Source organism: Pseudomonas sp. XP2 (genome assembly GCF_053557975.1).
Genome location: NZ_JBNRIK010000025.1, coordinates 416 through 24,820, shown reverse-complemented (window position 1 = coordinate 24,820; position 24,405 = coordinate 416). Strand labels below are relative to the sequence as shown.

Below are 24,405 nucleotides of genomic sequence, written 5' to 3'. Positions count from 1 at the left end.
CGGGCAAGCCCGCTCCCACAGGCTGATCACCGCCTGTAGGAGCGGGCTTGCCCGCGAAGAGGCCGGAACAGGAGAAACATCGATGTCCGGAGCCCACGCATGCCCCTAGCCGTCCAGTTCACCCAGGTTTGCCGCACCTTCGGCGAGGTCAAGGCCGTCGACCAGGTCAGCATCGACATCATCGATGGCGAGTTCTTCTCCATGCTCGGCCCTTCAGGTTCGGGCAAGACCACCTGCCTGCGCCTGATCGCCGGCTTCGAGCAACCCACCAGCGGCTCGATCCGCATCCACGGTGTCGAGGCCGCTGGGGTGCCGCCCTACCTGCGCGACGTCAACACTGTGTTCCAGGACTACGCCCTGTTCCCGCACATGAATGTCCTGGACAACATCGCCTACGGCCTGAAGGTAAAAGGCGTGGCCAAGGCCGAACGCCACAACCGCGCCGAAGAAGCATTGGCCATGGTGGCCCTGGCCGGCTATGGCGCGCGCAAGCCAGCGCAGCTGTCTGGCGGCCAGCGCCAGCGCGTGGCCCTGGCCCGCGCCCTGGTCAACCGCCCACGGGTATTGCTGCTGGATGAGCCGCTGGGCGCACTGGACCTTAAGTTGCGCGAACAGATGCAGGGCGAGCTGAAAAAGCTGCAACGCCAGCTGGGCATCACCTTCATCTTCGTCACCCACGACCAGACCGAGGCCCTGTCGATGTCCGACCGGGTCGCGGTGTTCAACCGCGGCCGTATCGAACAGGTCGACACACCGCGCAATCTGTACATGAAGCCCGCCACCCCCTTCGTCGCAGAATTCGTCGGCACGTCCAACGTAGTGCGTGGCGAGCTGGCCATGCAGCTCAACGGCAGCCCGGCGCCCTTCTCCATCCGCCCCGAGCACATCCGCCTGGGCGACCTTGTGGTGACCAGCCACGAAGTGCAGGTAAGCGGCCTGTTGCGCGATATCCAGTACCAGGGCAGCGCCACCCGCTACGAGCTGCAACTGGACAGTGGCCAGCTGTTGGCGGTAAGCCAGGCCAACGACCGCTGGCAAGCACAAGCCCACCCCTGGCAGCCCGGGCAACGGGTGCGGGCACACTGGCCACGCGATGCCATGACAGTGCTGCAGGAAACCGAGGCCCACTGAAATGAGCACACTGCGCAGCCTGGCCAACCTGCTGTACCGGCGCCCAAACCTTTACCTGGCACTGCTGCTCATACCCCCGCTGACCTGGTTCGGCGCAATCTACCTGGGCTCGTTGCTGAACTTGCTGTGGCAAGGCTTCTATACCTTCGACGACTTCACCATGGCGGTGACCCCGGACCTGACCCTGGGCAACTTCGCCGCGCTGTTCAACCCGTCGAACTTCGACATCATTCTGCGCACCCTGGGCATGGCGGTGGCAGTGTCGCTGGCCAGCGCGGTACTGGCCTTCCCCATCGCCTATTACATGGCGCGCTATACCAGCGGCAAGACCAAGGCATTTTTCTACATCGCGGTGATGATGCCGATGTGGGCCAGCTACATCGTCAAGACCTACGCCTGGACCCTGCTGCTGGCCAAGGGCGGCGTGGCCCAGTGGTTTGTCCAGCAGTTGCACCTGGATGGCCTGCTGCAAGCGCTGCTGGCCGTGCCCGGTGTGGGCGGCAGCACGCTGTCGACCTCCCACCTGGGGCGCTTCATGGTATTCGTGTACATCTGGCTGCCGTTCATGATCCTGCCGATCCAGGCCGCGCTGGAGCGCCTGCCGCCTTCGCTGCTGCAAGCCTCGGCAGACCTTGGCGCACGGCCTGGGCAAACCTTTTTGCAAGTGATCCTGCCGCTGTCGATCCCGGGCATCGCCGCCGGCTCGATCTTCACCTTCTCGCTAACCCTGGGTGACTTCATCGTGCCGCAGCTGGTCGGCCCGCCCGGCTACTTCATCGGCAGCATGGTCTATGCCCAGCAAGGGGCGATCGGCAACATGCCGATGGCCGCCGCGTTCACCTTGGTGCCCATCGTGCTGATTGCGGTGTACCTGTCCATCGTCAAGCGCCTGGGGGCCTTCGATGCACTCTGAAAAAGCGTCTACAGGGCTGCGCCTGGCGGCTTGGGGCGGGCTGCTGTTCCTGCATTTCCCGATCCTGATCATCTTCCTGTACGCCTTCAACACCGAAGACGCGGCATTCAGCTTCCCGCCCAAGGGCTTCACCCTGAAATGGATTGGTGTGGCCTTCGCCCGGCCCGATGTGCTGGAGGCGATCAAGCTGTCGCTGCAGGTGGCCTGCCTGGCCACGCTGATTGCCCTGGTGCTCGGCACATTGGCGTCAGTCGCACTGTATCGGCGCAACTTCTTCGGCAAAGAGAGCATTTCGCTGATGCTGATCCTGCCCATTGCCTTGCCCGGCATCATCACCGGCATCGCCCTGCTCTCGGCGTTCAAGACCTTGGGGATAGAGCCCGGGGTGTTCACCATCGTGGTCGGCCACGCCACGTTCTGCGTGGTGATTGTCTACAACAACGTGATCGCCCGCCTGCGGCGCACCTCGCAAAACCTGATCGAAGCGTCGATGGACCTGGGCGCCGATGGCTGGCAGACCTTCCGCTACATCATCCTGCCCAACCTCGGCTCGGCGCTGCTGGCCGGCGGCATGCTGGCTTTTGCCCTGTCGTTCGATGAAATCATCGTCACCACCTTCACCGCCGGCCACGAACGCACCCTGCCGATCTGGCTGCTCAACCAGCTGAGCCGACCGCGCGACGTGCCGGTGACCAACGTGGTCGCCATGCTGGTGATGCTGGTGACCATGCTGCCAATCCTTGGCGCCTATTACCTGACCCGCGGCGGCGAAAGCGTCGCGGGCAGTGGCAAATGACACTGGAGGAGCCCCCGATGCAAACGCAGATGCTGATCAATGGCCAGCTGGTCGCAGGTCAAGGCCCGGCCTGGACCGTGCTCAACCCGGCGCTGGGTACGGCCCTGGCGCAAATCAACGAAGCCACCGAGGCCCAGGTGGACAGCGCCGTGCGCGCCGCCGACCAAGCCTTCGACAGCTGGTCGCAAACCAGCCCCAAGGACCGCTCGCAAACCTTGCTGGCGCTGGCGGACGCCATCGAAGCCCATGGCGATGAACTGGCCCGGCTGGAATCGCAGAACTGCGGCAAGCCCCTCAGCGCGGCGCTGAACGACGAAATCCCGGCGATTGCCGATGTGTTCCGCTACTTTGCCGGTGCGGCGCGCTGCCTGGGCGGCTCGGCGGCCGGCGAATATCTGCCGGGCCACACCTCGATGATCCGTCGCGACCCGTTGGGTGTGGTGGCCTCCATCGCACCCTGGAACTACCCGTTGATGATGCTGGCCTGGAAGATCGCGCCGGCCTTGGCAGCCGGCAACACGGTGGTGATCAAACCCTCCGAACTGACCCCGCTGACCGCCTTGCGACTGGGTGAACTGGCCCAGGACCTGCTGCCGCCGGGCGTGCTGAACATTCTCTTTGGCCGCGGCCAGACCGTCGGCAACCCGCTGGTCAGCCATCCCAAGGTGCGCATGGTGTCGCTGACAGGCTCCATCCCCACGGGCGCGCACATCATCAGCGCCACCGCCGACAGCGTGAAACGCATGCACATGGAGCTGGGTGGCAAGGCGCCTGTGCTGGTGTTTGATGATGCTGACATCGACGCCGCCATCGACGGCATCCGCACGTTCGGCTTCTACAACGCCGGCCAGGACTGCACCGCAGCCTGTCGCCTTTATGTGCAGGACGGTATCTACGACCGCTTCGTCGAGGGCCTGGGTGCAGCAGTAGCGAGCCTGAAACCTGGCCTGCAGGAGGCCGAGGACACCGAACTGGGGCCGCTGATCAGTGCCCAGCACCGCGACAAGGTCGCCGGGCTGGTGCAGCGGGCCATCGCCCAACCGCACATTCGCCTGGTGACGGGTGGCAAGGCGATTGAGGGCAATGGTTTCTACTTCGAGCCGACCGTGCTGGCCGACGCCCTGCAGGACGACGAGATCGTGCGCAACGAAGTATTCGGCCCAGTGGTCTCGGTCACGCGCTTTAAAGACGAAGCGCAGGCGCTGGAATGGGCCAACGACTCCAACTACGGCCTTGCCTCATCGGTGTGGACCCGCGACACCGGCCGCGCCCACCGCCTGGCGGCGCGCTTGCAGTACGGCTGCACCTGGGTGAATACCCACTTCATGCTGGTCAGCGAAATGCCCCATGGCGGGCAGAAGCATTCAGGGTATGGGAAGGATATGTCGATGTATGGGCTGGAGGACTACACCTGCGTGCGGCATGTGATGATCAAGCATTGAGGAAAGCGTTGGAGTCTGTCGTTAGAGTTGTGGCGCCTACGAGATCGAGCGCCGCGCGGGCGGCGCTCGATTTCTGCCCTGCACAAAATTTCGCAAATCACCCGCAGGCCGGTACGCTAGTCGCGCAAATCGGACTCGTGAATCGGGTTGGCGCGGCTGGTCGCGCGCTGGTACTGCGCAGGCCAGGTGGCCTTGTTGCCGCCCAGGTCGTCGTCGGCGTGCAGTGGCCAGTACGGGTCGCGCAGCAGTTCGCGGGCGAGGAAGATGAGGTCGGCCTGGCCAGTGCGCAGAATGTGTTCGGCCTGGGCCGGTTCGGTGATCATGCCCACGGTGCCGGTGGCAATTTCCGATTCCTTGCGCACACGTTCGGCGAAGCGGGTCTGGTAGCCGGGGCCGGTGGGGATCTCGGCGTTTACCGAGGTACCGCCAGAGGACACATCGATCAGGTCCACACCCAACCCTCGCAGGCGACGAGCCAGTTCGACAGTTTCATCCGGGTTCCAGCCATCCTCGACCCAATCGGTTGCCGAAACCCGCACCAATAGCGGCAATTCGGCAGGCCACACCGTGCGCACGGCCTCGACCACCTGCAGGGTCAGGCGGATACGGTTTTCAAAGCAACTGCCGTACTCGTCGCGGCGCTGGTTGCTCAACGGTGACAGGAACTGATGCAGCAGGTAACCATGGGCGGCGTGTATTTCGACCACCTTGAAACCGGCCTTCAAGGCGCGCTCAGTCGAGGCGACAAAGGCCGCGATTACGCCCTGGATCTCGTCCTGGGTCAGCTCGTGTGGCGCTGTGTGTTGCGGGTCGAAGGCGATCTTCGATGGGCCTACTGGCTGCCAGCCTCCCTCTTCGACTTTCACACTGCCCTGTTTGCCCAGCCATGGGCGGTAGGTACTGGCCTTGCGCCCGGCGTGCGCCAATTGTATGCCCGGCACGGCCCCCTGGGCGGTAATGAAACGGGTGATGCGTTGCAGCGGTGCAATCTGGGCATCGTCCCACAGGCCGAGGTCTTCGGCGGTGATGCGGCCATCGGCAGTAACCGCCACGGCTTCCGTGATCACCAAACCCGCGCCACCCACCGCACGGCTGCCTAAATGGACAAGGTGCCAGTCGTTGGCCAGGCCATCGATGGCGGAATACTGGCACATCGGCGATACGGCGATGCGGTTGGGCAGGGTCAGCTGACGCAGGGTGTAAGGCTCGAGCAGCAGGCTCATGAGGGCACCTCCCAAGAACTCCAATGGTGATCCGGCCCGGGCACTCAATTGCACGTCCCTGGCCCAGGTCCGGTCATAACTTCAGACTAGACCAGAATGGGTGGGGGGGAGGTTCCATGGGATTTTGGGTGGGGTGCGGGTGGGGTGCGGGTGTCAGGCTCGAAAGTGATGTCGCCTGTGAGATCGAGCGCCGCCCGCGCGGCGCATCGCGACGCAAGGCCGCTCCCACATTTGTTGCAACGTGGCCATGTCTGTGAGGCCATGGTTGTCAGCCTTGGTGCATGACGGAAGGCTGGTGGAGCGATAACAGCGTCAGCGCACAGGCATCGTCAGATCAACAAGGCGCGCAACCATGGCCTTGCAGGTTTGGCACGTTGCAACAAATGTGGGAGCGGCCTTGCGTCGCGATGCGCCGCGCGGGCGGCGCTCGATTTCCGCCACACCAAACAACTCAAGGCAAGCCCAGCGACCCCGTCAGCGCGGCTCCATGTGGGCAATCATCAACTGCACACTTTCGTTGCCACGAAACTCGTTCACATCCAGCTTGTACGCCAGTTCGACCCAGCGCACGGTCGGGTTCGGCCACACTTCGCGGTCGACGCCAAAAGCAATGCCATCCAGTCGCACCGAGCCACATTCGCTCTTGAGCACCACCTTCAGGTGCCGCTCGCCCACCACGCGCTGCTCCACCAACTGGAACACGCCATGAAACAGCGGCTCAGGAAAATGCTGGCCCCAAGGCCCGGCATGGCGCAGGGCCTTGGCCAGGTCGAGGTGAAATTCCTCCACGGCCAGGCTGCCATCTGACAACAGCCGGCCTGTCAGGTCTTCCTCACGCAGCTGACGACGCACTTCTTCGTCAAACGCCTCGGCAAAGGCCGGGAAATTACCCTCAGGCAACGATAAGCCCGCAGCCATGGCGTGGCCGCCGAACTTGCTGATCAGTTGTGGGTGGCGCGCCGCCACGGCATCCAGTGCATCGCGGATGTGGAAGCCTGGTACCGACCGCGCCGACCCTTTGAGCATGCCTTCACCGGCATCGGCGAAGGCGATGGTAGGCCGGTGGTAACGCTCTTTCAGCCGCGAAGCCAGAATACCGATCACGCCCTGGTGCCAGTCGGCATCGAACAGGCACAACCCATACGGCATGGACTCCACCGGCAGGTCCCTGAGCTGGGCCAGGGCCTCGCGTTGCATGCCCTGCTCGATGGACTTGCGGTCCTGGTTCAACTCGTCAAGCTGCTGGGCCATGTCCTGGGCCAGCGCCGCGTCTTCGCACAGCAGGCACTCGATGCCCAGGCTCATGTCGTCCAGGCGACCGGCGGCGTTCAGCCGCGGGCCGAGGATGAAGCCAAGGTCAGTCGAGGTGATACGCCGGTGATCGCGGCGGGCCACTTCGAGAATTGCTTTAAGCCCTGGGCGGGCGCGACCGGCGCGGATGCGCTCAAGGCCCTGATGCACCAGGATGCGGTTGTTGGCATCCAGCGGTACCACGTCGGCAACGCTGCCCAACGCGACCAGGTCGAGCAGCTCGCCGATGTTCGGCTGTGCTTGCGTCTCATAGCGCCCCAGGCTGCGCAGGCGCGCGCGCAGGGCCATCAGCACATAGAAGATCACCCCTACCCCGGCCAGCGCCTTGCTCGGGAACGTACAGCCAGGCTGGTTGGGGTTGATGATAGCGTCGGCATCGGGCAGTTGCTGGCCTGGCAGGTGGTGGTCAGTGACCAGCACCTTGAGCCCGGCGGCCTTGGCTGCCGCCACACCCTCGACGCTGGAAATACCATTGTCCACGGTGATCAGCAGTTGCGGCTGACGCTGCAGCGCCACCTCGACGATTTCCGGGGTCAGGCCATAGCCGTATTCGAAGCGGTTGGGCACCAGGTAATCGACGTGGGCCGCACCCAGCAGCCGCAGGCCCAGCACCCCGACGGTGCTGGCCGTGGCGCCATCGGCATCGAAATCGCCAACGATAAGAATGCGCTGGCGCTGGTCCAGCGCCTCGACCAGCAGGTCGACACCGGCCTCGATGCCCTTGAGTTGCTGGTACGGCAGCAGGCGCGCCAGGCTTTTGTCGAGCTCGGCCTCGCACTGTACGCCGCGCGCGGCGTACAGACGGGTCAGCAAGGGTGGCAAGTTACCCAGAAATGGCAGTGTCGGCGGCAGGGGGCGAGGTTCGATACGCATAGGTCGCTTCAGCCACGCTCACCGAGCAGCCACTGCAGTTGCACCTCGTGCTGGCCACGGTCATCGGTCACGAACACCGTACCTTCACTGATCATCACGTCCCACTTGATGCTGCGCGGCATGTCGGTAGCCAGCGTCTCCAGCACCTCCTGAGGCACGGCAGCGATGTTCAGGTTTTTCAGGTTCTTCACGGCACCTACCACCTTGCCTTCCCACACACGCAGGCTGCCATAGGCCAGCAGGCTGGTGCGTTCGGTACGGCGCGAGCACCAGGTCAGGCGGTCGGCGTCTGGCTGGCCAACTTCGATCCAGTGCAACACGCGATCATCCAGGCTCTTTTCCCACAGCGCCGGCTCATCGACATCCGAAAGACCGCGGCCAAACGACAAGTTCTCGTTGTACCAGAGCGCGTACGCCAACAGACGAACCGCCATACGCTCTTCCGTTTCCGAAGGATGGCGGGCAATGGTCTGCTTGACGCTTTCGTAGACATTGCGATCAAGGTCGGTCAGATTCAATTCGAACTTGTAGGTGGTGGACGGCTGGGCCATGGTCGACGGGCTTCGTGCAAAAGAAAAGTGGCACAGTCTAACCCATCCGCTCTCTCCATGCGCCGCAGCAGTACCCGGCGAAACCGACGTGTGATAAAACCACGGCTCTGCCCAGCTGCCACGGATACCCCATGTCGACGCCCAGCAAACCCCTCGCCGGCCTCAAAGTTGTCGAACTTGGCACCCTGATTGCCGGGCCGTTTGCCTCGCGCATCTGTGCCGAATTCGGCGCCGAGGTGATCAAGGTCGAATCCCCCGACGGCGGCGACCCGTTGCGCAAGTGGCGCAAGCTGTACGAGGGCACTTCGCTGTGGTGGTTCGTGCAGGCGCGCAACAAGCAATCACTCACCCTCAACCTCAAGCACCCCGAGGGCCGCGAGATTCTGAAGCGCCTGCTGGCCGACGCCGACATCCTGATCGAGAACTTCCGCCCGGGCGTGCTGGAAAAGCTCGGCCTGGGCTGGGATGTGCTGCATGCGCTGAACCCGGGCCTGGTGATGGTGCGCCTTTCGGGCTTTGGCCAGACCGGGCCGATGAAAGACCAGCCGGGCTTTGGCGCCGTGGGCGAGTCGATGGGCGGTTTGCGCTACATCACCGGCTTCGACGACCGCCCGCCGGTGCGCACGGGCATTTCCATCGGTGACTCGATTGCCGCCTTGTGGGGGGTAATCGGCGCGCTGATGGCGCTGCGCCACCGTGAAGTCAATGGCGGCCAGGGCCAGGTGGTGGACGTGGCGCTGTACGAGGCGATTTTCGCCATGATGGAAAGCATGGTCCCGGAATTCGATGTGTTCGGCTTTATCCGCGAGCGCACCGGCAACATCATGCCGGGTATCACGCCCTCCTCGATCCATACCAGCGCCGACGGCAAGCACGTGCAGATCGGCGCCAACGGCGATGCAATCTTCAAGCGCTTCATGCAGGCCATCGGCCGTGCCGACCTGGCAGAAGACCCGACCTTGGCCAGCAACGATGGCCGTGACCTGCGCCGAGACGAACTGTACGGGGTGATCGACCGCTGGGCCAACAGCCTGCCCCTGGAGCAATTGATGCAGGTACTGACCACAGCCGAAGTGCCCGCCAGCCGTATCTATTCGGCCGAGGACATGTTCAAGGACCCGCAGTACCTGGCGCGGGAGATGTTCTTGCAAGCCAAGCTGCCGGACGGCAAGCCATTCCGCATGCCGGGCATCGTGCCCAAGCTGTCGGATACGCCTGGTTCCACCGAGTGGGTCGGCCCGGCGCTGGGCGAACATACCGAAGCACTGCTTACCCGCCTGGGCTATGACGCGGCGGCCATTGCCGGCCTGCGCGAAGCCGGCGCGGTCTGACGCCTGCCGCCGCCCTCGCCCATGCGCGCTGCCCGCGGGTTACGCCACCTGATCCTGCTGTGCGGGCTACTGCCCGCATTGCTCCTGCAGCCGGTCAGTGCCAAAGAACGCATCGTCTGGCTGGTACGTGACCTGCCGCCCTTCACCATTTTTCACGGCACGGAAAAAGGCCAAGGGGTAATCGACCAGTTGTTGCCGCTGCTCATCGGGCAGATGCCTGAATACGACCACAGCATCGTACGGGTCAACCGCGCCCGCGGCATCCAGATGCTGCAAGACCGCAACAGCTTCACCTGCGACCCGACACTGCTATGGACCGCGGAACGTGCCGAATATGTGCGCTTTTCCATGCCATCGCTGGGCGTGCTCAGCGGTGGCCTGGTGCTGCGCCAGGAAAACCAGGCGCTGGTGGCACCCTACCTCGACGGGCAGCAGGTAGACCTGCATGGCCTGCTGAGCAACGACTCGCTGAAGCTCGGAATTGTTGCCGAGCGCAGCTACGGCACCCAGATTGACGCCATCCTGCGCCAGTTGCCCGACAGCGTGCTCAGCCGCCATTACGGCAATGATGCCACCGCCAACCTGCTGCAGATGCAACAGCTGGGGCGCCTGCGCATGGTGCTCGGGTACTGGCCGGAAGTGCGTTATCTGATTCAGCAGCAAGGGGGCTCACTGGCGGATTACCAGTTTCATCCTGTGCAGGGGGTGGCGCGCTACCAGTTTTTGCATGTAGGTTGCTCGGACAGCCCGCTAGGGCGCGCAGCGATCGCGCATATCGACCAGCTCTTGCCTGCACTGCGCCGGAATGTGTTGCCGCAGTGGTACGCGCGCTGGCTGGACCCGGCGCTGCATGAAGACTACCTGGAAGAAAGCAAGCACTTCTTCGAAGACCAATAGCCGGTTGATCAGCATGCCTGGGGCCTGTAAAAGCCTTACCGGAAAAAAGAAACCCCGGACGCTGGGGAAGACGCCCGGGGCCAAGCGAAAGCCATTGAGGCTTCCCGAGGTAGCCTTGCCAGCACCGGAGCAAAGCACTGGCTGGCTACCCTTACACTGTCTGATGAGCTACTCAGGCAAAGGTTCCCCTCGGTTCCTGACGCTGCTGCAGCGCCGCGATCACACAGGGCTGCAAACGCCCTTCGGCGATCTGCAAGTCACGGTGCAGGCCATCTACCAGATCGATCAACAGGCGCTGCTCTTGCAACTGACGCTCGCTGACCGTGCGCCGTAGCGTAATGCCGGCGACACGGTCGTGCAGGGTCAATTGGCGATTACCGCTGGCATCAGCAACGCCGAGCTGGGCCTGGTAAGGCGTCAGGGCTTCGTTGAGCAGTTTGCAGATTCTTTCCATCCGGGTCACTCGCTGCGTGGTGGGATCTAAAGGAACTGACCAACAAGCGCAGCGCAAAGTTCGTCATGCCGCGCAGTTTCAGTGAGCATGCGTGGCAGACGTGACAGTTTGAACACGCCGCCACGGGCGGGCTTGCAGCGCTTGCAAGGCACGCTGCAGGCGTGTGGTAGAAAGCGGCCAGGGGAGTTCGGCGAGCACCCAAAGGCCCCGGTTTCTTGCCGCCTGAGCAAGGTCCTGGTGTTTGGAAGTGGCTTGGCCGACGAACAACAGCGCACGTGATCGATGCTGCCGTGCGAGCAAGGCAAGGCCCGCCCGGGTTGGCATGGCATGGTCAAGAATCAGCAGATCGGGCCCACGTTCAGCGGCCAGGCAGACGTCCAGGTCGGTTGCGTTTGCGCTGATGCGCACGTTGAACATGCCTTGGGCATTGAGGGCCTGGTGCAGGATGATCTGGTGTGATGGGCGAGCCTGGTGGATCAACACGTAGGGCTGGTGCATATGCCGCTCCTGGTGAGAGGACCGGCTAATTTAGGCTACGCGTTGAGGCGCCTGAATAGGACTATTCTGAAACGCTTGAGGGAAGATTCCGAGCTTCTGGAGCCGCGTTGCGGCCCCAGAAGACAACGCAGTTACAGCGGCTTGCCGCGGTTACCGTGCTGGCTGACAAAGCCCTGGACTGCTTTCAGGTCATTGGCCAGCACCGTGCAACGCTCTTCACGGCTGAACAAGTCGCTGAGGTGCGCCGGCAGTTCCAGCGCCTTGCCTACACCCGCCTTCTCTACCGCTTCCGGGAACTTGACCGGGTGCGCGGTACCCAGCACCACCATTGGCGTATCCAGGCTACGGCGGCACTCACGGGCAGCCTTGACCCCGATCGCGGTATGCGGGTCGAGCACTTCACCGGTGGCGGCGAAGACCTCGGCAATGGTCTCGCAAGTCTGCTCGTCACTCACGGCCAGCGAGTCGAACAGCTTGCGGGCTTCGGTCCAGCGGCCTTGCTCGACGCTGAAGCCGCCACCTTGTTTGAAGCTGTCCATCAGCTCGGCAATCGCCCCACCGTTGCGACCGTGCAGGTCGAACAGCAGGCGCTCGAAGTTGGACGAGACCATGATGTCCATCGACGGCGACAGGGTCGCGTGCAGGGTTTCCTTGACGTACTGATTGCCGCTCATGAAACGGTGCAGGATGTCGTTGCGGTTGGTGGCGACGATCAGCTGGCTGACCGGCAGGCCCATGTTGCGCGCCAGGTAACCGGCGAAGATATCGCCGAAGTTGCCGGTTGGCACCGAGAATGCCACCGAACGCGCCGGGCCACCCAACTGCAGGGCTGCATGGAAGTAGTAGACGATCTGGGCCATGATGCGCGCCCAGTTGATCGAGTTGACTGCCACCAGGCGGGTGCCCTTGAGGAACGACTGGTCAGCGAAGCTGGCCTTGACCATTTCCTGGCAGTCATCGAAGTTGCCTTCGATGGCGATGTTGTGGATGTTGTCGCCGAAGAGGGTGGTCATCTGGCGGCGCTGCACTTCAGACACGCGCTGGTGCGGGTGCAGGATGAAGATGTCGACGTTGTCGCAACGGCGGCAGCCTTCGATGGCGGCGGAACCGGTATCACCGCTGGTGGCACCGATGATCACTACGCGCTCGTTACGCTTGGCCAACACGTGGTCAAGCAGACGGCCAAGCAGTTGCAGGGCGAAGTCCTTGAACGCCAGGGTCGGGCCGTGGAACAGCTCCAGCACCCACTCGTTGCTGTTCAGCTGACGCAGCGGGGCGACCGCAGCGTGAGCGAACTCGCCGTAGGTTTCTTCGAGGATCTTCTTGAAGTCGGCGTCGGCGATGCTGCCTTCAACAAACGGGCGCATCACACGGAAGGCCAGCTCGTGGTACGGCAGGCCAGCCCACGAGGCGATTTCTTCCTGGGTAAAGCGTGGCAGGTTCTCGGGGACGTACAGGCCGCCGTCACTGGCCAGGCCAGCCAGCAGCACGTCTTCGAAATTCAGGGCCGGTGCCTGGCCGCGGGTACTGATATAGCGCATGGGTGCAAACCTTCAATGCTGGGGCCGGGGCCGCACTGGCGGCCCGACGGCACTCGTTTGTTAGTTGAGCTGTTCGACGCGGATGCGCACGACCTTGCCGACCACGTCCTGCAGGGCTTCCAGGGCGACGATGGCGTCGTTGATGCTCTGCTCGACCACGCCGTGGGTCAGGAGGATCATTGGCACCAGGCCGTCCTGCTCCTCGGCTTCCTTCTGCATGATCGACTCGATGTTGATGCCACGCTCCGACAGGATGCTGGCCACCTGGGCCAGTACGCCTGGGTGATCCTTGGCCTGGATGCGCAGGTAGTAGGCGCTTTTGCAGGCTTCGATCGGCAGGATCGGGTGGGCCGACAGCGAGTCTGGCTGGAAGGCCAGGTGCGGTACGCGGTTTTCCGGGTCGGAGGTCATGGCGCGGACCACATCGACCAGGTCGCCGACCACCGACGAAGCGGTGGGCTCCATGCCGGCGCCAGCACCGTAATACAAGGTGGAACCGGCAGCATCACCGTTGACCATGACGGCGTTCATCACACCGTTGACGTTGGCGATCAGGCGGTCGGCCGGGATCAGCGTCGGGTGCACGCGCAGCTCGATGCCTTCGGCGGTGCGGCGCGCCACGCCCAGGTGCTTGATGCGGTAACCCAGGGCCTCGGCGTAGTTCACGTCAGCGGTGGTCAGCTGGGTGATGCCTTCGGTGTAGGCCTTGTCAAACTGCAGCGGAATGCCGAAAGCGATCGACGCCAGGATGGTCAGCTTGTGCGCGGCATCGATGCCTTCGACGTCGAAGGTCGGGTCGGCTTCGGCGTAACCCAGCGCCTGGGCTTCGGCCAGCACGTCCGGGAAGGCACGGCCCTTCTCACGCATTTCGGTGAGGATGAAGTTGCCGGTGCCGTTGATGATGCCGGCCAGCCAGTTGATACGGTTGGCCGACAGGCCTTCGCGGATGGCCTTGATCACCGGGATGCCACCCGCCACGGCCGCTTCGAAGGCGACGATCACGCCCTTTTCGCGGGCCTTGGCAAAAATTTCGTTACCATGCACGGCAATCAGCGCCTTGTTGGCGGTGACCACATGCTTGCCGTTTTCGATGGCCTTGAGCACCAGATCGCGGGCGATGGTGTAGCCACCGATCAGCTCGATGACGATATCGATCTCCGGGTTGCTCGCAACTTCGAACACGTCAGCGGTAATGGGGGTACCGGTAATCTGGCAGTTCGGGTTCTGCGAGCGCATGGCGATCTGGGCCACTTCAATACCGCGCCCGGCACGGCGGGCAATCTCCTCGGCGTTGCGCTGAAGTACATTGAAGGTTCCGCCACCGACGGTCCCCAACCCACAGATGCCTACTTTGACCGGTTTCACTGTGAACTCCCCATTGAACGGCCGACACCTTCGCCGACCGTGAAACATGCCGTCACCCCATGACGACGGCGTACTGAATTGGATTACTTGGCAAGTGCCAGCTTGGCGACCTGCGGTGCCGGCTGGTAGCCCGGAATGACCTGGCCGCTTTCGAGGACGATAGCCGGCGTGCCGTTGACGCCGATCGACTGGCCCAGCTGGAATTGCTTGCCGACCGGGTTGGCGCACTTGGCGGCCTTGATCTCTTCACCTTCGACCATCTTGTCCATCGCCCCGCGGCGGTCACTGGAGCACCACACGGCCTGCAACTGCTGGTCACCCGGCGAGCCGAGCCCTTGGCGCGGGAAGGCGACATAGCGCACTTCGATACCGCGACGGTTCAACTCGGGCACTTCGGCGTGCAATTTGTGGCAATACGGGCAGGTGGTGTCGGTGAACACGGTGATGTGCGACTTGGTCTCGCCTTTGGCAGGATAAACCACCATCTCGGCGGCTGGAATGCCGTTGATGAGTTTGGCAACCCCTTGGCGTTCGGTCTTCTCGGTGAGGTTGACCGGCTTGCCGTCCTGGATCTGGAACAGGTAGCCCTGCATCACGAACTGGCCGTCGGCGCTGGCATACAACACGCGGCCGCCCTGCAGCTTGACTTCATACAGGCCGTTGAGCGGGCTGCTGGCCACGCTTTCTACTGGCACTTCCAGCTCGAGGTTCTGCAGCGATTTGCGGATGGCCTGCTCGGCCACGGCATTGCTGTCGGTTGCCGCGGCAACGGCAAAGGTACTGGCCAGCGCCAACGCGGCGGCGGCGAAAAACTGGGTCACGCGCATGGGAACTCCTGAAGGCGGACAGGGGCCGGAGGGCGCCACCTGCGGAAAATACGCGGTGGCCGTGCGGCCCTTGGTGCAAACCGCCCAAGCCTACCACATCACACCACCGGTGAAGGGGCTTGCAAGGACCAGTCGGCGGAACATGAAAAACATTCATCCACGTGGGTGATGCTGTGCGTGCAACTGCTGCAGGCGGGCTTTGGCCACGTGGGTGTAGATCTGAGTGGTCGAGAGGTCGCTGTGGCCGAGCAGCATCTGGACCACGCGCAGGTCGGCACCATGGTTGAGCAGGTGAGTGGCAAAGGCATGGCGCAGCGTGTGTGGCGACAGCGGTTTGTCGATACCTGCCACCCGGGCATGGTGCTTGATGCGGTGCCAGAAGGTCTGGCGGGTCATCTGTTCGCCGCGCTGGCTGGGGAACAGCACGTCGCTGGGGCGGCCATTGAGCAACTCGGCGCGGCCATCGCGCTGGTAGCGCTCCAGCCACACTACTGCCTCTTCGCCCATGGGCACCAGGCGCTCTTTGCTGCCCTTGCCCATCACCCGAAGCACACCTTGGCGCAGGTTGATCTGGTCAAGGGTCAGGCTGACCAGTTCGGTGACGCGCAGACCGCAGGCATACAGCACTTCGAGCATGGCGCGGTCACGCTGGCCGATGGCTTCACCCAGGTCCGGGGCCTGCAGCAAGGCTTCAACGTCAGCTTCGGACAACGACTTGGGCAGCGGCTTGCCCAGTTGCGGCATCTCGACCTGCAGGGTCGGGTCAATCGCCACCAGCTTCTCGCGCAGCAGGTAGCGGAAGAAACCCCGCAGGCCGGACAGAAAGCGCGCCGTGGAGCGTGGCTTATAGCCCTGATCGAGGCGCCAGGCGAGGTGATCGAGGATCAGGTCACGGCCGGCGTCGGGCAGGGAAACCGAATGCTCCTGCAGCCAGCCGTTAAACAGCGCCAGATCGCTGCGATAAGACACGCGGGTGTTGTCGGACAGGCCTTTTTCAAGCCACAGGGCGTCGAGAAACTGGTCGATCAGGGGGTGGTCTAGGGCGGGCATTCGGGGCTGCTGGGTGTTGGACGTTGGCTTAGTGTTTCACAGCAGCTGACAGGTTGTCTGTACTGGCCTCCTCGCGGCTAAAGCCGCTCCCACAGGGTTTGCCACAAGATCAGGAATTGTCTTACCCCTGTGGGAGCGGCTTCAGCCGCGAAGAGGCCGGTGCAGGAAAAGCTCAGGCCTGGGGCAAAACGGGCACAGGGCGCTTGTCCTCATCGATGGCGACGAAGCTGAAGACACCGTGAATCGCCCGCTCGCGGCCGTCCAGGTACATGTTCTCGACAAACACGTCCACCTGCACCTGCAGGCTGGTATTGCCAACCTTGACCACCGAGCCCACCAATTCAACGATAGAGCCCGCCGGGATCGGGTGCTTGAAGTCGATGCGGTCGGTGGACACGGTCACCAGCGGCAGGCGGCAAAAACGCGTGGCGGCGATGAACGACACTTCGTCCATCCAGGCCAGGGCGGTACCGCCGAACAGTGTGTTGTGATGGTTGGTGGTGTTGGGGAACACCGCCTTGGTCACGCGGGTCACCGACAACTCGGTGCGGCGCTGGATTTCCTGGTCTCGGGCAGTGCTCATGGGTTACTCCATCATACAGCGGGCGGGCCATTGCGCGCCCTTCGCGGGTAAACCCGCTCCCACAAAAAAAGCAGCCCGAGGGCTGCTTTTTTCTCGCTAGGCGGCCTTGGCCACCGGGCAAACTGTACTCAGGACAGTTTTTCCTTGATGCGAGCGGCTTTGCCGGACAGGTCGCGCAGGTAGTACAGCTTGGCTTTACGCACGTCACCACGACGTTTCACGGCCAGGCTGTCGATTTGCGGGCTGTAGGTCTGGAAGGTACGCTCTACGCCAACGCCGCTGGAGATCTTGCGCACGGTGAAGGCGCTGTTCAGACCGCGGTTACGCTTGGCGATAACAACGCCTTCGAACGCCTGCAGACGGGAACGCTCACCTTCCTTCACTTTAACCTGGACAACAACGGTGTCGCCTGGTGCGAAGGTCGGGATTTCCTTGCTCATCTGCTCGGCTTCGAGCTGCTGGATGATCTTGTTGGTCATGCTGTGCTCCTAAGATGGATACGCGATCCACCATCGATACGTTTAACTATCGTCCCGCTCGCGGAGGTATTCCTCGAGCAGCTTCTTCTCTTCTCCAGAAAGCGAGCGACTTTCCAGAAGATCGGCGCGTCGTTCGAAGGTCCTACCAAGGGACTGCTTCATCCTCCAACGCCGGATATGTGCATGGTTGCCACTTAGCAACACGTCGGGAACACGCTGATCCGCATACACCTCAGGTCGGGTGTAGTGCGGGCAATCCAGCAGACCGTCGGTGAAGGAGTCTTCTTCCGCCGAGTCCACATGCCCTAAAGCTCCGGGCAGCAGCCGTGTAACCGCATCGATCAGTACCATGGCCGGCAGCTCGCCACCGGAAAGCACATAGTCACCAATCGACCACTCCTCATCGACATGAGCCTCGATAAAGCGCTCGTCGATGCCTTCATAACGACCGGCGATCAGGATCAACGATTCCTGTTCGGCCAGGCCTTTGACCGCCTGCTGAGTCAGCTTGCGGCCTTGTGGCGAGAGGTAGATCACCTTCGCCGCAGCTCCGGTCGCTTGCCTGGCGCTAACCAGGGCGTCTTCCAGAGGCTTGATTTTCATCACCATGCCCGGACCACCGCCAAACGGCCGATCATCTACCGTGTGGTGACGATCTGTGGTGTAGTCCCGCGGGTTCCAGCAAGTTACCTGAAGCAACCCCTGTTTCACCGCGCGGCTGGTAATGCCGTACTCCGTGATGGCCGAGAACATCTCGGGGAACAACGTGATGACGTCTACGCGAAGGTTACCCATCGTTTAGAAGTCCGCGTCCCATTCGACCCGCATCACGCCTGCTTCCAGGTCGACGTTGAGCACGCATTGCGCCGTGTAGGGCAACAGACGCTCGCGATCATCCAGGCTGCCTGCGCAGGGCTTGACCACCATTACATCGTTCGCACCGGTCTCCAACAGGTGATCGACCTTGCCGAACAGCTGTTCGTCCTGGTTGATGACCTTCAGACCTACCAACTGGTACCAGTAGTACTCGTCGGCAGCCAGGTTGGGCAAAAGGCTCCGCGCAATGCAGATTTCGTAACCGCTCAGAAGACGGGCTTCATCACGATCATCGAGGCCTTTCAACTTCACGACCAGGCCCTTTTGGGAGCCACGACCGCTGACCAGCTCGACCTGCTTTACCTTGCCTTCGTGCCGAAGCGTCCAGCCGGGATAATCCAACAGGTTTTCAATCGGATCGGTAAAGGAATACACCTTCACCTCGCCGCGAACGCCGTGAACCGAAAAAATCTTGCCAACGACGATGAGGTCGTCAGCCTTTTCTGGCGTCGCGTTCATACTGTTCAGGCAGCGGCCTTGGCAGCGTCCTTCAGCAGCTGAGCAACACGCTCAGACGGCTGTGCGCCCTGGCTCAGCCAGTAGGTGACGCGCTCTTGGTTGACCGACAGCTTGACTTCGGCGCCCGATGCGATCGGGTTGAAGAAGCCAACGCGCTCAACGAAACGGCCGTCACGGGCGTTACGCGAGTTGGTCACGGTCAGGTGGTAGAATGGGCGCTTTTTCGAGCCGCCACGGGCCAGACGAATGGTTACCATGTGAACATCGTTCCTATAGTCGGTGTTGCAGTTTGTACTGCAAATCTGAATGCCAAATAGGCACACGGGTGCCCAAAAGGCCGCATATTCTCGGGGAATACACGGACATTTGCAAATGACTTTTTCGGCAAGGCATTGCCCCACCGTCCAGATTTGCCGATTTAGCCGCTAAATCAACGGCAGTTGCCCCGCCAGGCGGGGGTTCTGGAAGCCTGCCCCGCTAAAGGCGGGCTCCCGGAATAGGGATTACAGCTTCGGCATGCCGCCGCCTGGCAGCATCCCGCCCAAGCCGCGCATCATCTTGGCCATGCCGCCTTTGGCGGAGAATTTCTTCATCATCTTCTGCATTTGCTTGTGCTGCTTGATCAGCCGGCCGATGTCCTGCACCTGCGTGCCGGAACCCAAGGCGATACGGCGCTTGCGCGAACCACTGATCAGGTCAGGGTCGCGGCGCTCGGCCGGGGTCATGGAGTTGATGATCGCTTCCATCTGCTTGAACTGTTTCTCGGCCGCGCCCTGGGCGTTGCCCATCTGCGACAGGTTGACCCCACCGATGCTCGGCAGCTTGTCCATCAGGCCGCCCAGGCCGCCCATGTTCTTCATCTGTTGCAGCTGGTCGCGGAAGTCTTCGAGGTCGAAGCCCTTGCCCTTCTTCAGCTTCTTGGCCAGCTTGTCGGCCTTGGCCTTGTCGATGGTCTGCTCGGCTTGCTCGATCAGGCTGAGCACGTCACCCATGCCGAGGATGCGCGAAGCGACGCGGTCAGGGTGGAACGGCTCGAGGGCCTCGGTCTTCTCACCCATACCGATGAACTTGATCGGCTTGCCGGTAATGGCACGCACCGACAGTGCAGCACCGCCACGGGCATCACCGTCCACCTTGGTCAGCACCACGCCGGTGAGTGGCAGGGCCTCGCCAAAGGCCTTGGCAGTGTTGGCGGCGTCCTGGCCGGTCATGGCGTCGACCACGAACAGGGTCTCGATCGGCTTGACTGCAGCGTGCAGCGCCTTGATCTCGTCCATCATGTCGGCGTCGATGTGCAGACGGCCGGCGGTGTCGACGATGACCACGTCGATGAACTTCAGCTTGGCTTCGCGGATGGCCGCTTCGGCAATGGCCACCGGCTTCTGGCTGATGTCGGACGGGAAGAAGGTGACGCCGATGTCGTTGGCCAGGGTTTCCAGCTGCTTGATCGCCGCCGGACGGTAGACGTCGGCGGACACCACCATCACGCTCTTTTTCTTGCGCTCTTTAAGGAAGCGCGCGAGCTTGCCGGCAGTGGTGGTCTTACCGGCGCCCTGCAGGCCGGCCATCAGTACAACGGCAGGCGGTGCGGCGTTCAGGGCAAGGTCTTCGTTGGCCGCGCCCATCAGGCTTTCCAGCTCGGCCTGGACGATCTTCACGAACGCCTGGCCCGGGGTCAGGCTGCGCGACACTTCGGTGCCGACCGCACGCTCCTTGACGCTATTGACGAAATCCTTGACCACCGGCAGGGCAACGTCGGCCTCAAGCAGGGCCATGCGCACTTCGCGCAGCGTGTCCTTGATGTTGTCTTCGGTCAGCTTGGCCTTGCCGGTGACATGGCGCAGCGTCTGTGACAGGCGGTCGGTCAGGTTTTCGAACATGGTGATCCTTTCAGGCCCAGTAAAAGCCGAGGTTTGTCAGGCACCCTGGGGGAAATACACACCCGCCGGGCACAGCAAGGCGGCGATTATAGCGAAGTGCAGCGGCGGCGCACACCTTGGGAGACATTCGGTGGCTGCAGTGCCCCCTTCGCGGGCACGCCCGCTCCCACCGGATCCCCACCCTATTGCGACCTGCGCTGGACCTGTGGGAGCGGGCGAGCCCGCGAATGCCCTGACACAAGCCTTCAGTCTTCCTTGATCAGCGGAATCTATGCCAAACTCCGTCTCTTTAAGGCTCGCCAACCAGGACTTATGGTTTCCTCTCCCAGCCTCATCCCCAACCTGATCGCTGCCGGCCTTTATATAGCGGCGGCCATCTACCAGGGTTCGCACCTGGCCCAGGGCCGCAAGTCCGACAAGCGCCTGCTTGCCCTGCTGGGTACTTTTGCGGTGCTCGCCCAGGCCGGTGCACTGTACTTCCAGCTGATCACCCCGCTGGGCCTGAGCCTGGACTTCTTCAGCGCCGCCAGCCTGATCGCCGTGGCCGTCATCGCCCTGACCCTGGTGGCCTGCCTGCGCATACCGGTAGAAAACCTGCTGGTGCTGCTGTTCCCGCTGGGTGCGGTGACTGCACTGCTGGCGCAGTTCGCGCCACCTGGCACAGTGCCGCTGATCAACGAAGAGCCGGGCATCCTCGCGCATATCCTGCTGTCGATCCTGGCGTACGGGCTGTTTACCATCGCGGTGTTCCAGTCGCTGCTGTTGCTGCTGCAGGATCACCAGTTGAAGCACAAGCACCCGTCCGGGCTGATCCGCAACTTCCCGCCCCTGCAAACCATGGAAAGCCTGCTGTTCGGCTTCCTCTGGGCCGGCTGGTGCCTGCTGTCGCTGTCGCTGATCTCCGGCTGGCTGTTCCTCGACAACCTGTTCGCCCAGCACCTGGTACACAAGACCTTGCTGGCCTGTGTCGCCTGGGTGGTGTTCAGCGTACTGCTGTGGGGCCGCACCCGCCTGGGCTGGCGTGGCCACAAGGCCATCCGCTGGACGCTGGCCGGTTTCTGCCTGCTGATGCTGGCCTATTTCGGCAGCAAGCTGGTTCGCGAATTCATCCTGCATATCTGACGGCCGCTCATGGACACACTGCCGTACGCACCGCTATTCGGCACTTTGGCACTGGCGCTGCTGTGGTCGGCGCTGTTCACCACGGTGGAAGCCGCCCGACTGCAGCTCAATGGCACCCTGCGCGCCCACGAGGACGGCCAGCCCGTGCTCCCGGCACAGGCCCTGGTGCTGTGCGCCAGCCTGGGCAAGCTGCTGGTGTTGGGCCTGGCCTGCCTGGTGGGCCAGCGCCATAGCGGCGAGCACGGCTTCTGGCTGGCAGGGCTGGCCGCAACCCTCACCTTGCTGGTGTTTGCCGAGTACCTGCCGCGGCGCCTGGCCCGGCGCAACCCACAGGCATGTGTCAACCTCGGTACCAGCCTGCTGAAAGTGCCCCTCGCCCTGCTGCAGCCACTGGCCTGCCTGCTGGACGGTTTCGCCAAGCTGCTGCTGCGCCCGTTCCGCGTGCAACCCACGGCCGTGGCCCTGCACCCGCAGGAAGCCGACGACTTCGACGAAGACGAGGAGCACGAAACACCCCGCCATGGTCTGCTCGATGGCCTGCAGGCGCTGGACAAGATCACCGTCAACGACATTCTGGTACCGCGCAACGAAGTGGACGGCATCAACCTCGACGAGCCGATCGAGCGCATCATCGAGCAGTTGATCGTCAGTCGCCATACCCGCTTGCCGGTCTACCACAACGACATCAATCAGGTCGAAGCAATCCTCAACACCAAGCTGATCAGCCACCTGCTACCCAAGGCCGACCTGACCCTGGAGGCACTACACGGCGCCTGCTACGAACCCTATTTCGTGCCGGAAAGCACGCCCTTGCAAATGCAGCTGCTGAACTTCCACAAGCAACAGCGCCGGTTGGGTGTGGTGGTGGACGAGTACGGCGAGGTGCAGGGCATCGTCACCCTGGAAGACATCCTCGAAGAGATCGTTGGCGAGTTCGAGGACGAACAGAGCCTGGAAAACCCCCATGTACACCCGCAATCCGATGGCACCTTCGTCATCGACGGCAACGCCTCGCTGCGCGAGATCAACCGCACCCTGGGCTGGCACCTGCCATGCGACGGCGGGCCGAAAACCCTCAACGGGCTGGTGACCGAAGCGTTGGAAAGCATCCCGGAAACCGCCGTTTGCCTGAAGATCGGCCGCTATCGCCTGGAAATCCTCGAAACAGAGGACAATTGTGCCAGCAAGGTACTGGTGTGGACGGTGACCCGATAGCTATACTCGGGTCACGCTTACCCAGCCCCGCCGCCACGCCTGCTACCCGCACCCGGCGTTCCACGGCCAGTCCGCTCCACTGACACGCCCTGCGGTCCTGCTTCAACACCCCGAACAGTGCCCGCGCCGCCCCTACCCCCCTTGGGCTATCGTCAGTCGTGCGCACACAACAACAAAACGCTCCGGCGCCCGCGCAACCGTGCCTGCCTTTTTTCGGCACGCCGCTGCGGGCCATGCCCATGGAGCCGGACCAGACTGTCAGGGACCTATTCAATGACAAGCAGCACCTATGCCGAAGCGCCTGACGCGCCGGTCAACTCGCCCGCGCGGGTCGCCACTGCCAGCTTCATCGGCACCGCCATCGAGTTCTACGATTTCTATGTCTACGCCACCGCTGCAGCCCTGGTGATCGGCCCGGTGTTCTTCCCGTCCGGGTCGGGCACCGCGCAAATGCTGGCAGCCTTCCTCACCTTTGGCATCGCCTTTCTCGCCCGCCCGCTGGGTTCGGCGCTGTTCGGCCACTTTGGCGACCGCGTCGGCCGCAAGTCGACCTTGGTTGCCTCGCTGCTGCTGATGGGCGTCTCTACCACGGCCATCGGCGTGCTGCCTGGCTATGACAGTATTGGCGTGTGGGCGCCGATCATTCTTTGCCTGCTGCGCTTTGGCCAAGGACTGGGCCTGGGCGGTGAATGGGGTGGCGCGGCGTTGCTGGCCACCGAGAACGCCCCGGAGGGCAAGCGCGCCTGGTTCGGCATGTTCCCGCAGCTGGGCCCTTCGATCGGCTTTTTGGCCGCCAACGGCCTGTTCCTGACCCTGGCCCTGACGCTCAGCGACGAGCAGTTCCGTGAATGGGGCTGGCGTATTCCGTTCTTGCTTAGTGCCGCGCTGGTACTGGTGGGCCTGTATGTGCGCCTGAAGCTTGAAGAAAGCCCGGTCTTCGCCAAGGCTGTCGCCCGCCATGAGCGGGTGAAAATGCCAGTGTTCGAGCTGTTTTCCAACTATTGGGTGCCTACCCTGCTGGGCGCTGCAGCGATGGTGGTGTGCTATGCGCTGTTCTATATCTCCACGGTGTTCTCGCTGAGCTATGGCGTGACCACGCTGGGTTACAGCCGCGAGACATTCCTTGGCCTGCTGTGCTTCGCGGTGGTGTTCATGGCCTTGGCGACGCCGCTGTCGGCCTGGCTCAGCGACCGTTACGGGCGCAAGCCGGTGCTTATTGTCGGCGGCCTGCTGGCGGTAGCCTCAGGCTTTACCATGGAGCCGCTGCTGACTTCGGGGTCGACGGCCGGTGTGGCGCTGTTCCTGGCGATCGAGCTGTTCCTGATGGGCGTGACCTTTGCGCCGATGGGGGCACTGCTGCCTGAACTGTTCCCGACCCACGTGCGTTATACCGGGGCTTGGGCGGCGTACAACCTGGGCGGCATTGTCGGCGCCTCGGCGGCACCGTTCTTTGCCCAGAAGCTGGTCAGCATGGGCGGGTTGAGCTGGGTGGGGGGATATGTATCGGTCGCGGCGGTGATCAGCTTGATTGCCGTGCTGTGCCTGAAAGAGACCCGTAATACCGCACTTTGAGTGGACCGGGGCTGCT

At 62.9% G+C, this 24,405-nt stretch carries 24 protein-coding genes; 9 read left to right on the top strand and 15 right to left on the bottom strand.

Annotation, left to right across the window (positions count from 1 at the left end):
• Window positions 1-99 precede the first annotated feature (99 nt).
• The 4 genes from ACK1VC_RS22495 to ACK1VC_RS22480 are packed head-to-tail and all read left to right on the top strand — an operon-like array spanning window position 100 to window position 4,282.
• Entirely contained in the window at window positions 100-1,131 is a 1,032-nt protein-coding gene (locus tag ACK1VC_RS22495) for an ABC transporter ATP-binding protein (RefSeq protein WP_016485160.1), read from the top strand.
• A 1-nt stretch (window position 1,132) separates the two neighbouring features.
• A complete protein-coding gene (locus ACK1VC_RS22490; protein ID WP_016485159.1) occupies window positions 1,133-2,044 on the top strand; it encodes an ABC transporter permease in 912 nt (303 codons plus the stop codon).
• A complete protein-coding gene (locus ACK1VC_RS22485) occupies window positions 2,034-2,840 on the top strand; it encodes an ABC transporter permease (RefSeq protein ID WP_016485158.1) in 807 nt (268 codons plus the stop codon). The genes ACK1VC_RS22490 and ACK1VC_RS22485 overlap by 11 nt, the downstream gene beginning before the upstream one ends.
• 17 nt (window positions 2,841-2,857) lie before the next feature.
• Window positions 2,858-4,282, top strand: a complete 1,425-nt coding sequence (locus ACK1VC_RS22480; RefSeq protein ID WP_024717678.1) for a gamma-aminobutyraldehyde dehydrogenase — start codon at window positions 2,858-2,860, stop codon at window positions 4,280-4,282.
• 116 nt (window positions 4,283-4,398) lie between these two features.
• Here ACK1VC_RS22480 and ACK1VC_RS22475 read toward each other — a convergent pair whose 3' ends face one another.
• The 3 genes from ACK1VC_RS22475 to ACK1VC_RS22465 all read right to left on the bottom strand — a co-directional run bounded on the left by ACK1VC_RS22475 (window position 4,399) and on the right by ACK1VC_RS22465 (window position 8,240).
• Window positions 4,399-5,505 carry an NADH:flavin oxidoreductase/NADH oxidase gene (locus tag ACK1VC_RS22475; protein WP_016485156.1) on the bottom strand — a complete coding sequence of 369 codons (1,107 nt, stop codon included), beginning with the start codon at window positions 5,503-5,505 and terminating at the stop codon, window positions 4,399-4,401.
• A 474-nt stretch (window positions 5,506-5,979) separates the two neighbouring features.
• Entirely contained in the window at window positions 5,980-7,689 is a 1,710-nt protein-coding gene (gene recJ / locus ACK1VC_RS22470; RefSeq protein WP_070087081.1) for a single-stranded-DNA-specific exonuclease RecJ, read from the bottom strand.
• 8 nt (window positions 7,690-7,697) lie between these two features.
• Complete coding sequence (locus ACK1VC_RS22465) at window positions 7,698-8,240, bottom strand: YaeQ family protein (RefSeq protein WP_016485154.1); 543 nt, start codon at window positions 8,238-8,240, stop codon at window positions 7,698-7,700.
• A 131-nt stretch (window positions 8,241-8,371) separates the two neighbouring features.
• Between ACK1VC_RS22465 and ACK1VC_RS22460 the strand changes: the two genes are divergently transcribed.
• A complete protein-coding gene (locus tag ACK1VC_RS22460; RefSeq protein ID WP_023047322.1) occupies window positions 8,372-9,571 on the top strand; it encodes a CaiB/BaiF CoA transferase family protein in 1,200 nt (399 codons plus the stop codon).
• A 21-nt stretch (window positions 9,572-9,592) separates the two neighbouring features.
• Window positions 9,593-10,468 (top strand): TIGR02285 family protein, encoded by an 876-nt coding sequence (locus tag ACK1VC_RS22455; protein ID WP_016485152.1) that lies wholly within the window; start codon window positions 9,593-9,595, stop codon window positions 10,466-10,468.
• 172 nt (window positions 10,469-10,640) lie between these two features.
• On the opposite strand, the gene ACK1VC_RS22450 is transcribed toward ACK1VC_RS22455, so the two are convergent.
• The 12 genes from ACK1VC_RS22450 to ffh form a co-directional block, all read right to left on the bottom strand.
• Window positions 10,641-10,922: a DUF3509 domain-containing protein gene (locus ACK1VC_RS22450; protein WP_016485151.1), complete on the bottom strand. Its 282-nt coding sequence runs from the start codon at window positions 10,920-10,922 to the stop codon at window positions 10,641-10,643.
• 78 nt (window positions 10,923-11,000) lie between these two features.
• Window positions 11,001-11,420, bottom strand: a complete 420-nt coding sequence (locus ACK1VC_RS22445) for a response regulator (RefSeq protein ID WP_102690160.1) — start codon at window positions 11,418-11,420, stop codon at window positions 11,001-11,003.
• A gap of 131 nt (window positions 11,421-11,551) precedes the next feature.
• Window positions 11,552-12,961: a threonine synthase gene (thrC, locus tag ACK1VC_RS22440; RefSeq protein WP_095115749.1), complete on the bottom strand. Its 1,410-nt coding sequence runs from the start codon at window positions 12,959-12,961 to the stop codon at window positions 11,552-11,554.
• A gap of 60 nt (window positions 12,962-13,021) precedes the next feature.
• Window positions 13,022-14,326, bottom strand: coding sequence for a homoserine dehydrogenase (locus ACK1VC_RS22435; RefSeq protein ID WP_016485148.1), 1,305 nt, complete (start codon window positions 14,324-14,326; stop codon window positions 13,022-13,024).
• An 83-nt stretch (window positions 14,327-14,409) separates the two neighbouring features.
• The gene (locus ACK1VC_RS22430; protein WP_016485147.1) at window positions 14,410-15,153 is read right to left on the bottom strand and encodes a thioredoxin fold domain-containing protein; all 744 of its coding nucleotides are present in this window, start codon (window positions 15,151-15,153) and stop codon (window positions 14,410-14,412) included.
• 153 nt (window positions 15,154-15,306) lie between these two features.
• The gene (gene xerD / locus ACK1VC_RS22425) at window positions 15,307-16,203 is read right to left on the bottom strand and encodes a site-specific tyrosine recombinase XerD (protein ID WP_016485146.1); all 897 of its coding nucleotides are present in this window, start codon (window positions 16,201-16,203) and stop codon (window positions 15,307-15,309) included.
• Window positions 16,204-16,375: 172 nt separating this feature from the next.
• Complete coding sequence (locus ACK1VC_RS22420) at window positions 16,376-16,786, bottom strand: acyl-CoA thioesterase (RefSeq protein WP_102690158.1); 411 nt, start codon at window positions 16,784-16,786, stop codon at window positions 16,376-16,378.
• 128 nt (window positions 16,787-16,914) lie between these two features.
• Window positions 16,915-17,265 (bottom strand): 50S ribosomal protein L19, encoded by a 351-nt coding sequence (gene rplS / locus ACK1VC_RS22415; protein WP_003252148.1) that lies wholly within the window; start codon window positions 17,263-17,265, stop codon window positions 16,915-16,917.
• A 42-nt stretch (window positions 17,266-17,307) separates the two neighbouring features.
• Window positions 17,308-18,060, bottom strand: coding sequence for a tRNA (guanosine(37)-N1)-methyltransferase TrmD (gene trmD / locus ACK1VC_RS22410; RefSeq protein WP_003252146.1), 753 nt, complete (start codon window positions 18,058-18,060; stop codon window positions 17,308-17,310).
• Between the two features lie 3 nt (window positions 18,061-18,063).
• On the bottom strand, window positions 18,064-18,600 hold the full coding sequence (gene rimM / locus ACK1VC_RS22405) for a ribosome maturation factor RimM (RefSeq protein WP_023047325.1): 537 nt from the start codon (window positions 18,598-18,600) through the stop codon (window positions 18,064-18,066).
• A 5-nt stretch (window positions 18,601-18,605) separates the two neighbouring features.
• Window positions 18,606-18,857 carry a 30S ribosomal protein S16 gene (rpsP, locus tag ACK1VC_RS22400; RefSeq protein ID WP_008094480.1) on the bottom strand — a complete coding sequence of 84 codons (252 nt, stop codon included), beginning with the start codon at window positions 18,855-18,857 and terminating at the stop codon, window positions 18,606-18,608.
• A 246-nt stretch (window positions 18,858-19,103) separates the two neighbouring features.
• Window positions 19,104-20,480, bottom strand: coding sequence for a signal recognition particle protein (gene ffh, locus ACK1VC_RS22395; protein ID WP_012270758.1), 1,377 nt, complete (start codon window positions 20,478-20,480; stop codon window positions 19,104-19,106).
• 312 nt (window positions 20,481-20,792) lie between these two features.
• On the opposite strand from ffh, the gene ACK1VC_RS22390 reads away from it, so the two are divergent.
• The 3 genes from ACK1VC_RS22390 to ACK1VC_RS22380 all read left to right on the top strand — a co-directional run bounded on the left by ACK1VC_RS22390 (window position 20,793) and on the right by ACK1VC_RS22380 (window position 24,389).
• The gene (locus tag ACK1VC_RS22390) at window positions 20,793-21,602 is read left to right on the top strand and encodes a cytochrome C assembly family protein (protein ID WP_016485143.1); all 810 of its coding nucleotides are present in this window, start codon (window positions 20,793-20,795) and stop codon (window positions 21,600-21,602) included.
• 9 nt (window positions 21,603-21,611) lie between these two features.
• On the top strand, window positions 21,612-22,817 hold the full coding sequence (locus tag ACK1VC_RS22385) for a transporter associated domain-containing protein (RefSeq protein WP_016485142.1): 1,206 nt from the start codon (window positions 21,612-21,614) through the stop codon (window positions 22,815-22,817).
• 273 nt (window positions 22,818-23,090) lie between these two features.
• Entirely contained in the window at window positions 23,091-24,389 is a 1,299-nt protein-coding gene (locus ACK1VC_RS22380; protein ID WP_449118049.1) for an MFS transporter, read from the top strand.
• The last annotated feature ends 16 nt before the right edge of the window (window positions 24,390-24,405 follow it).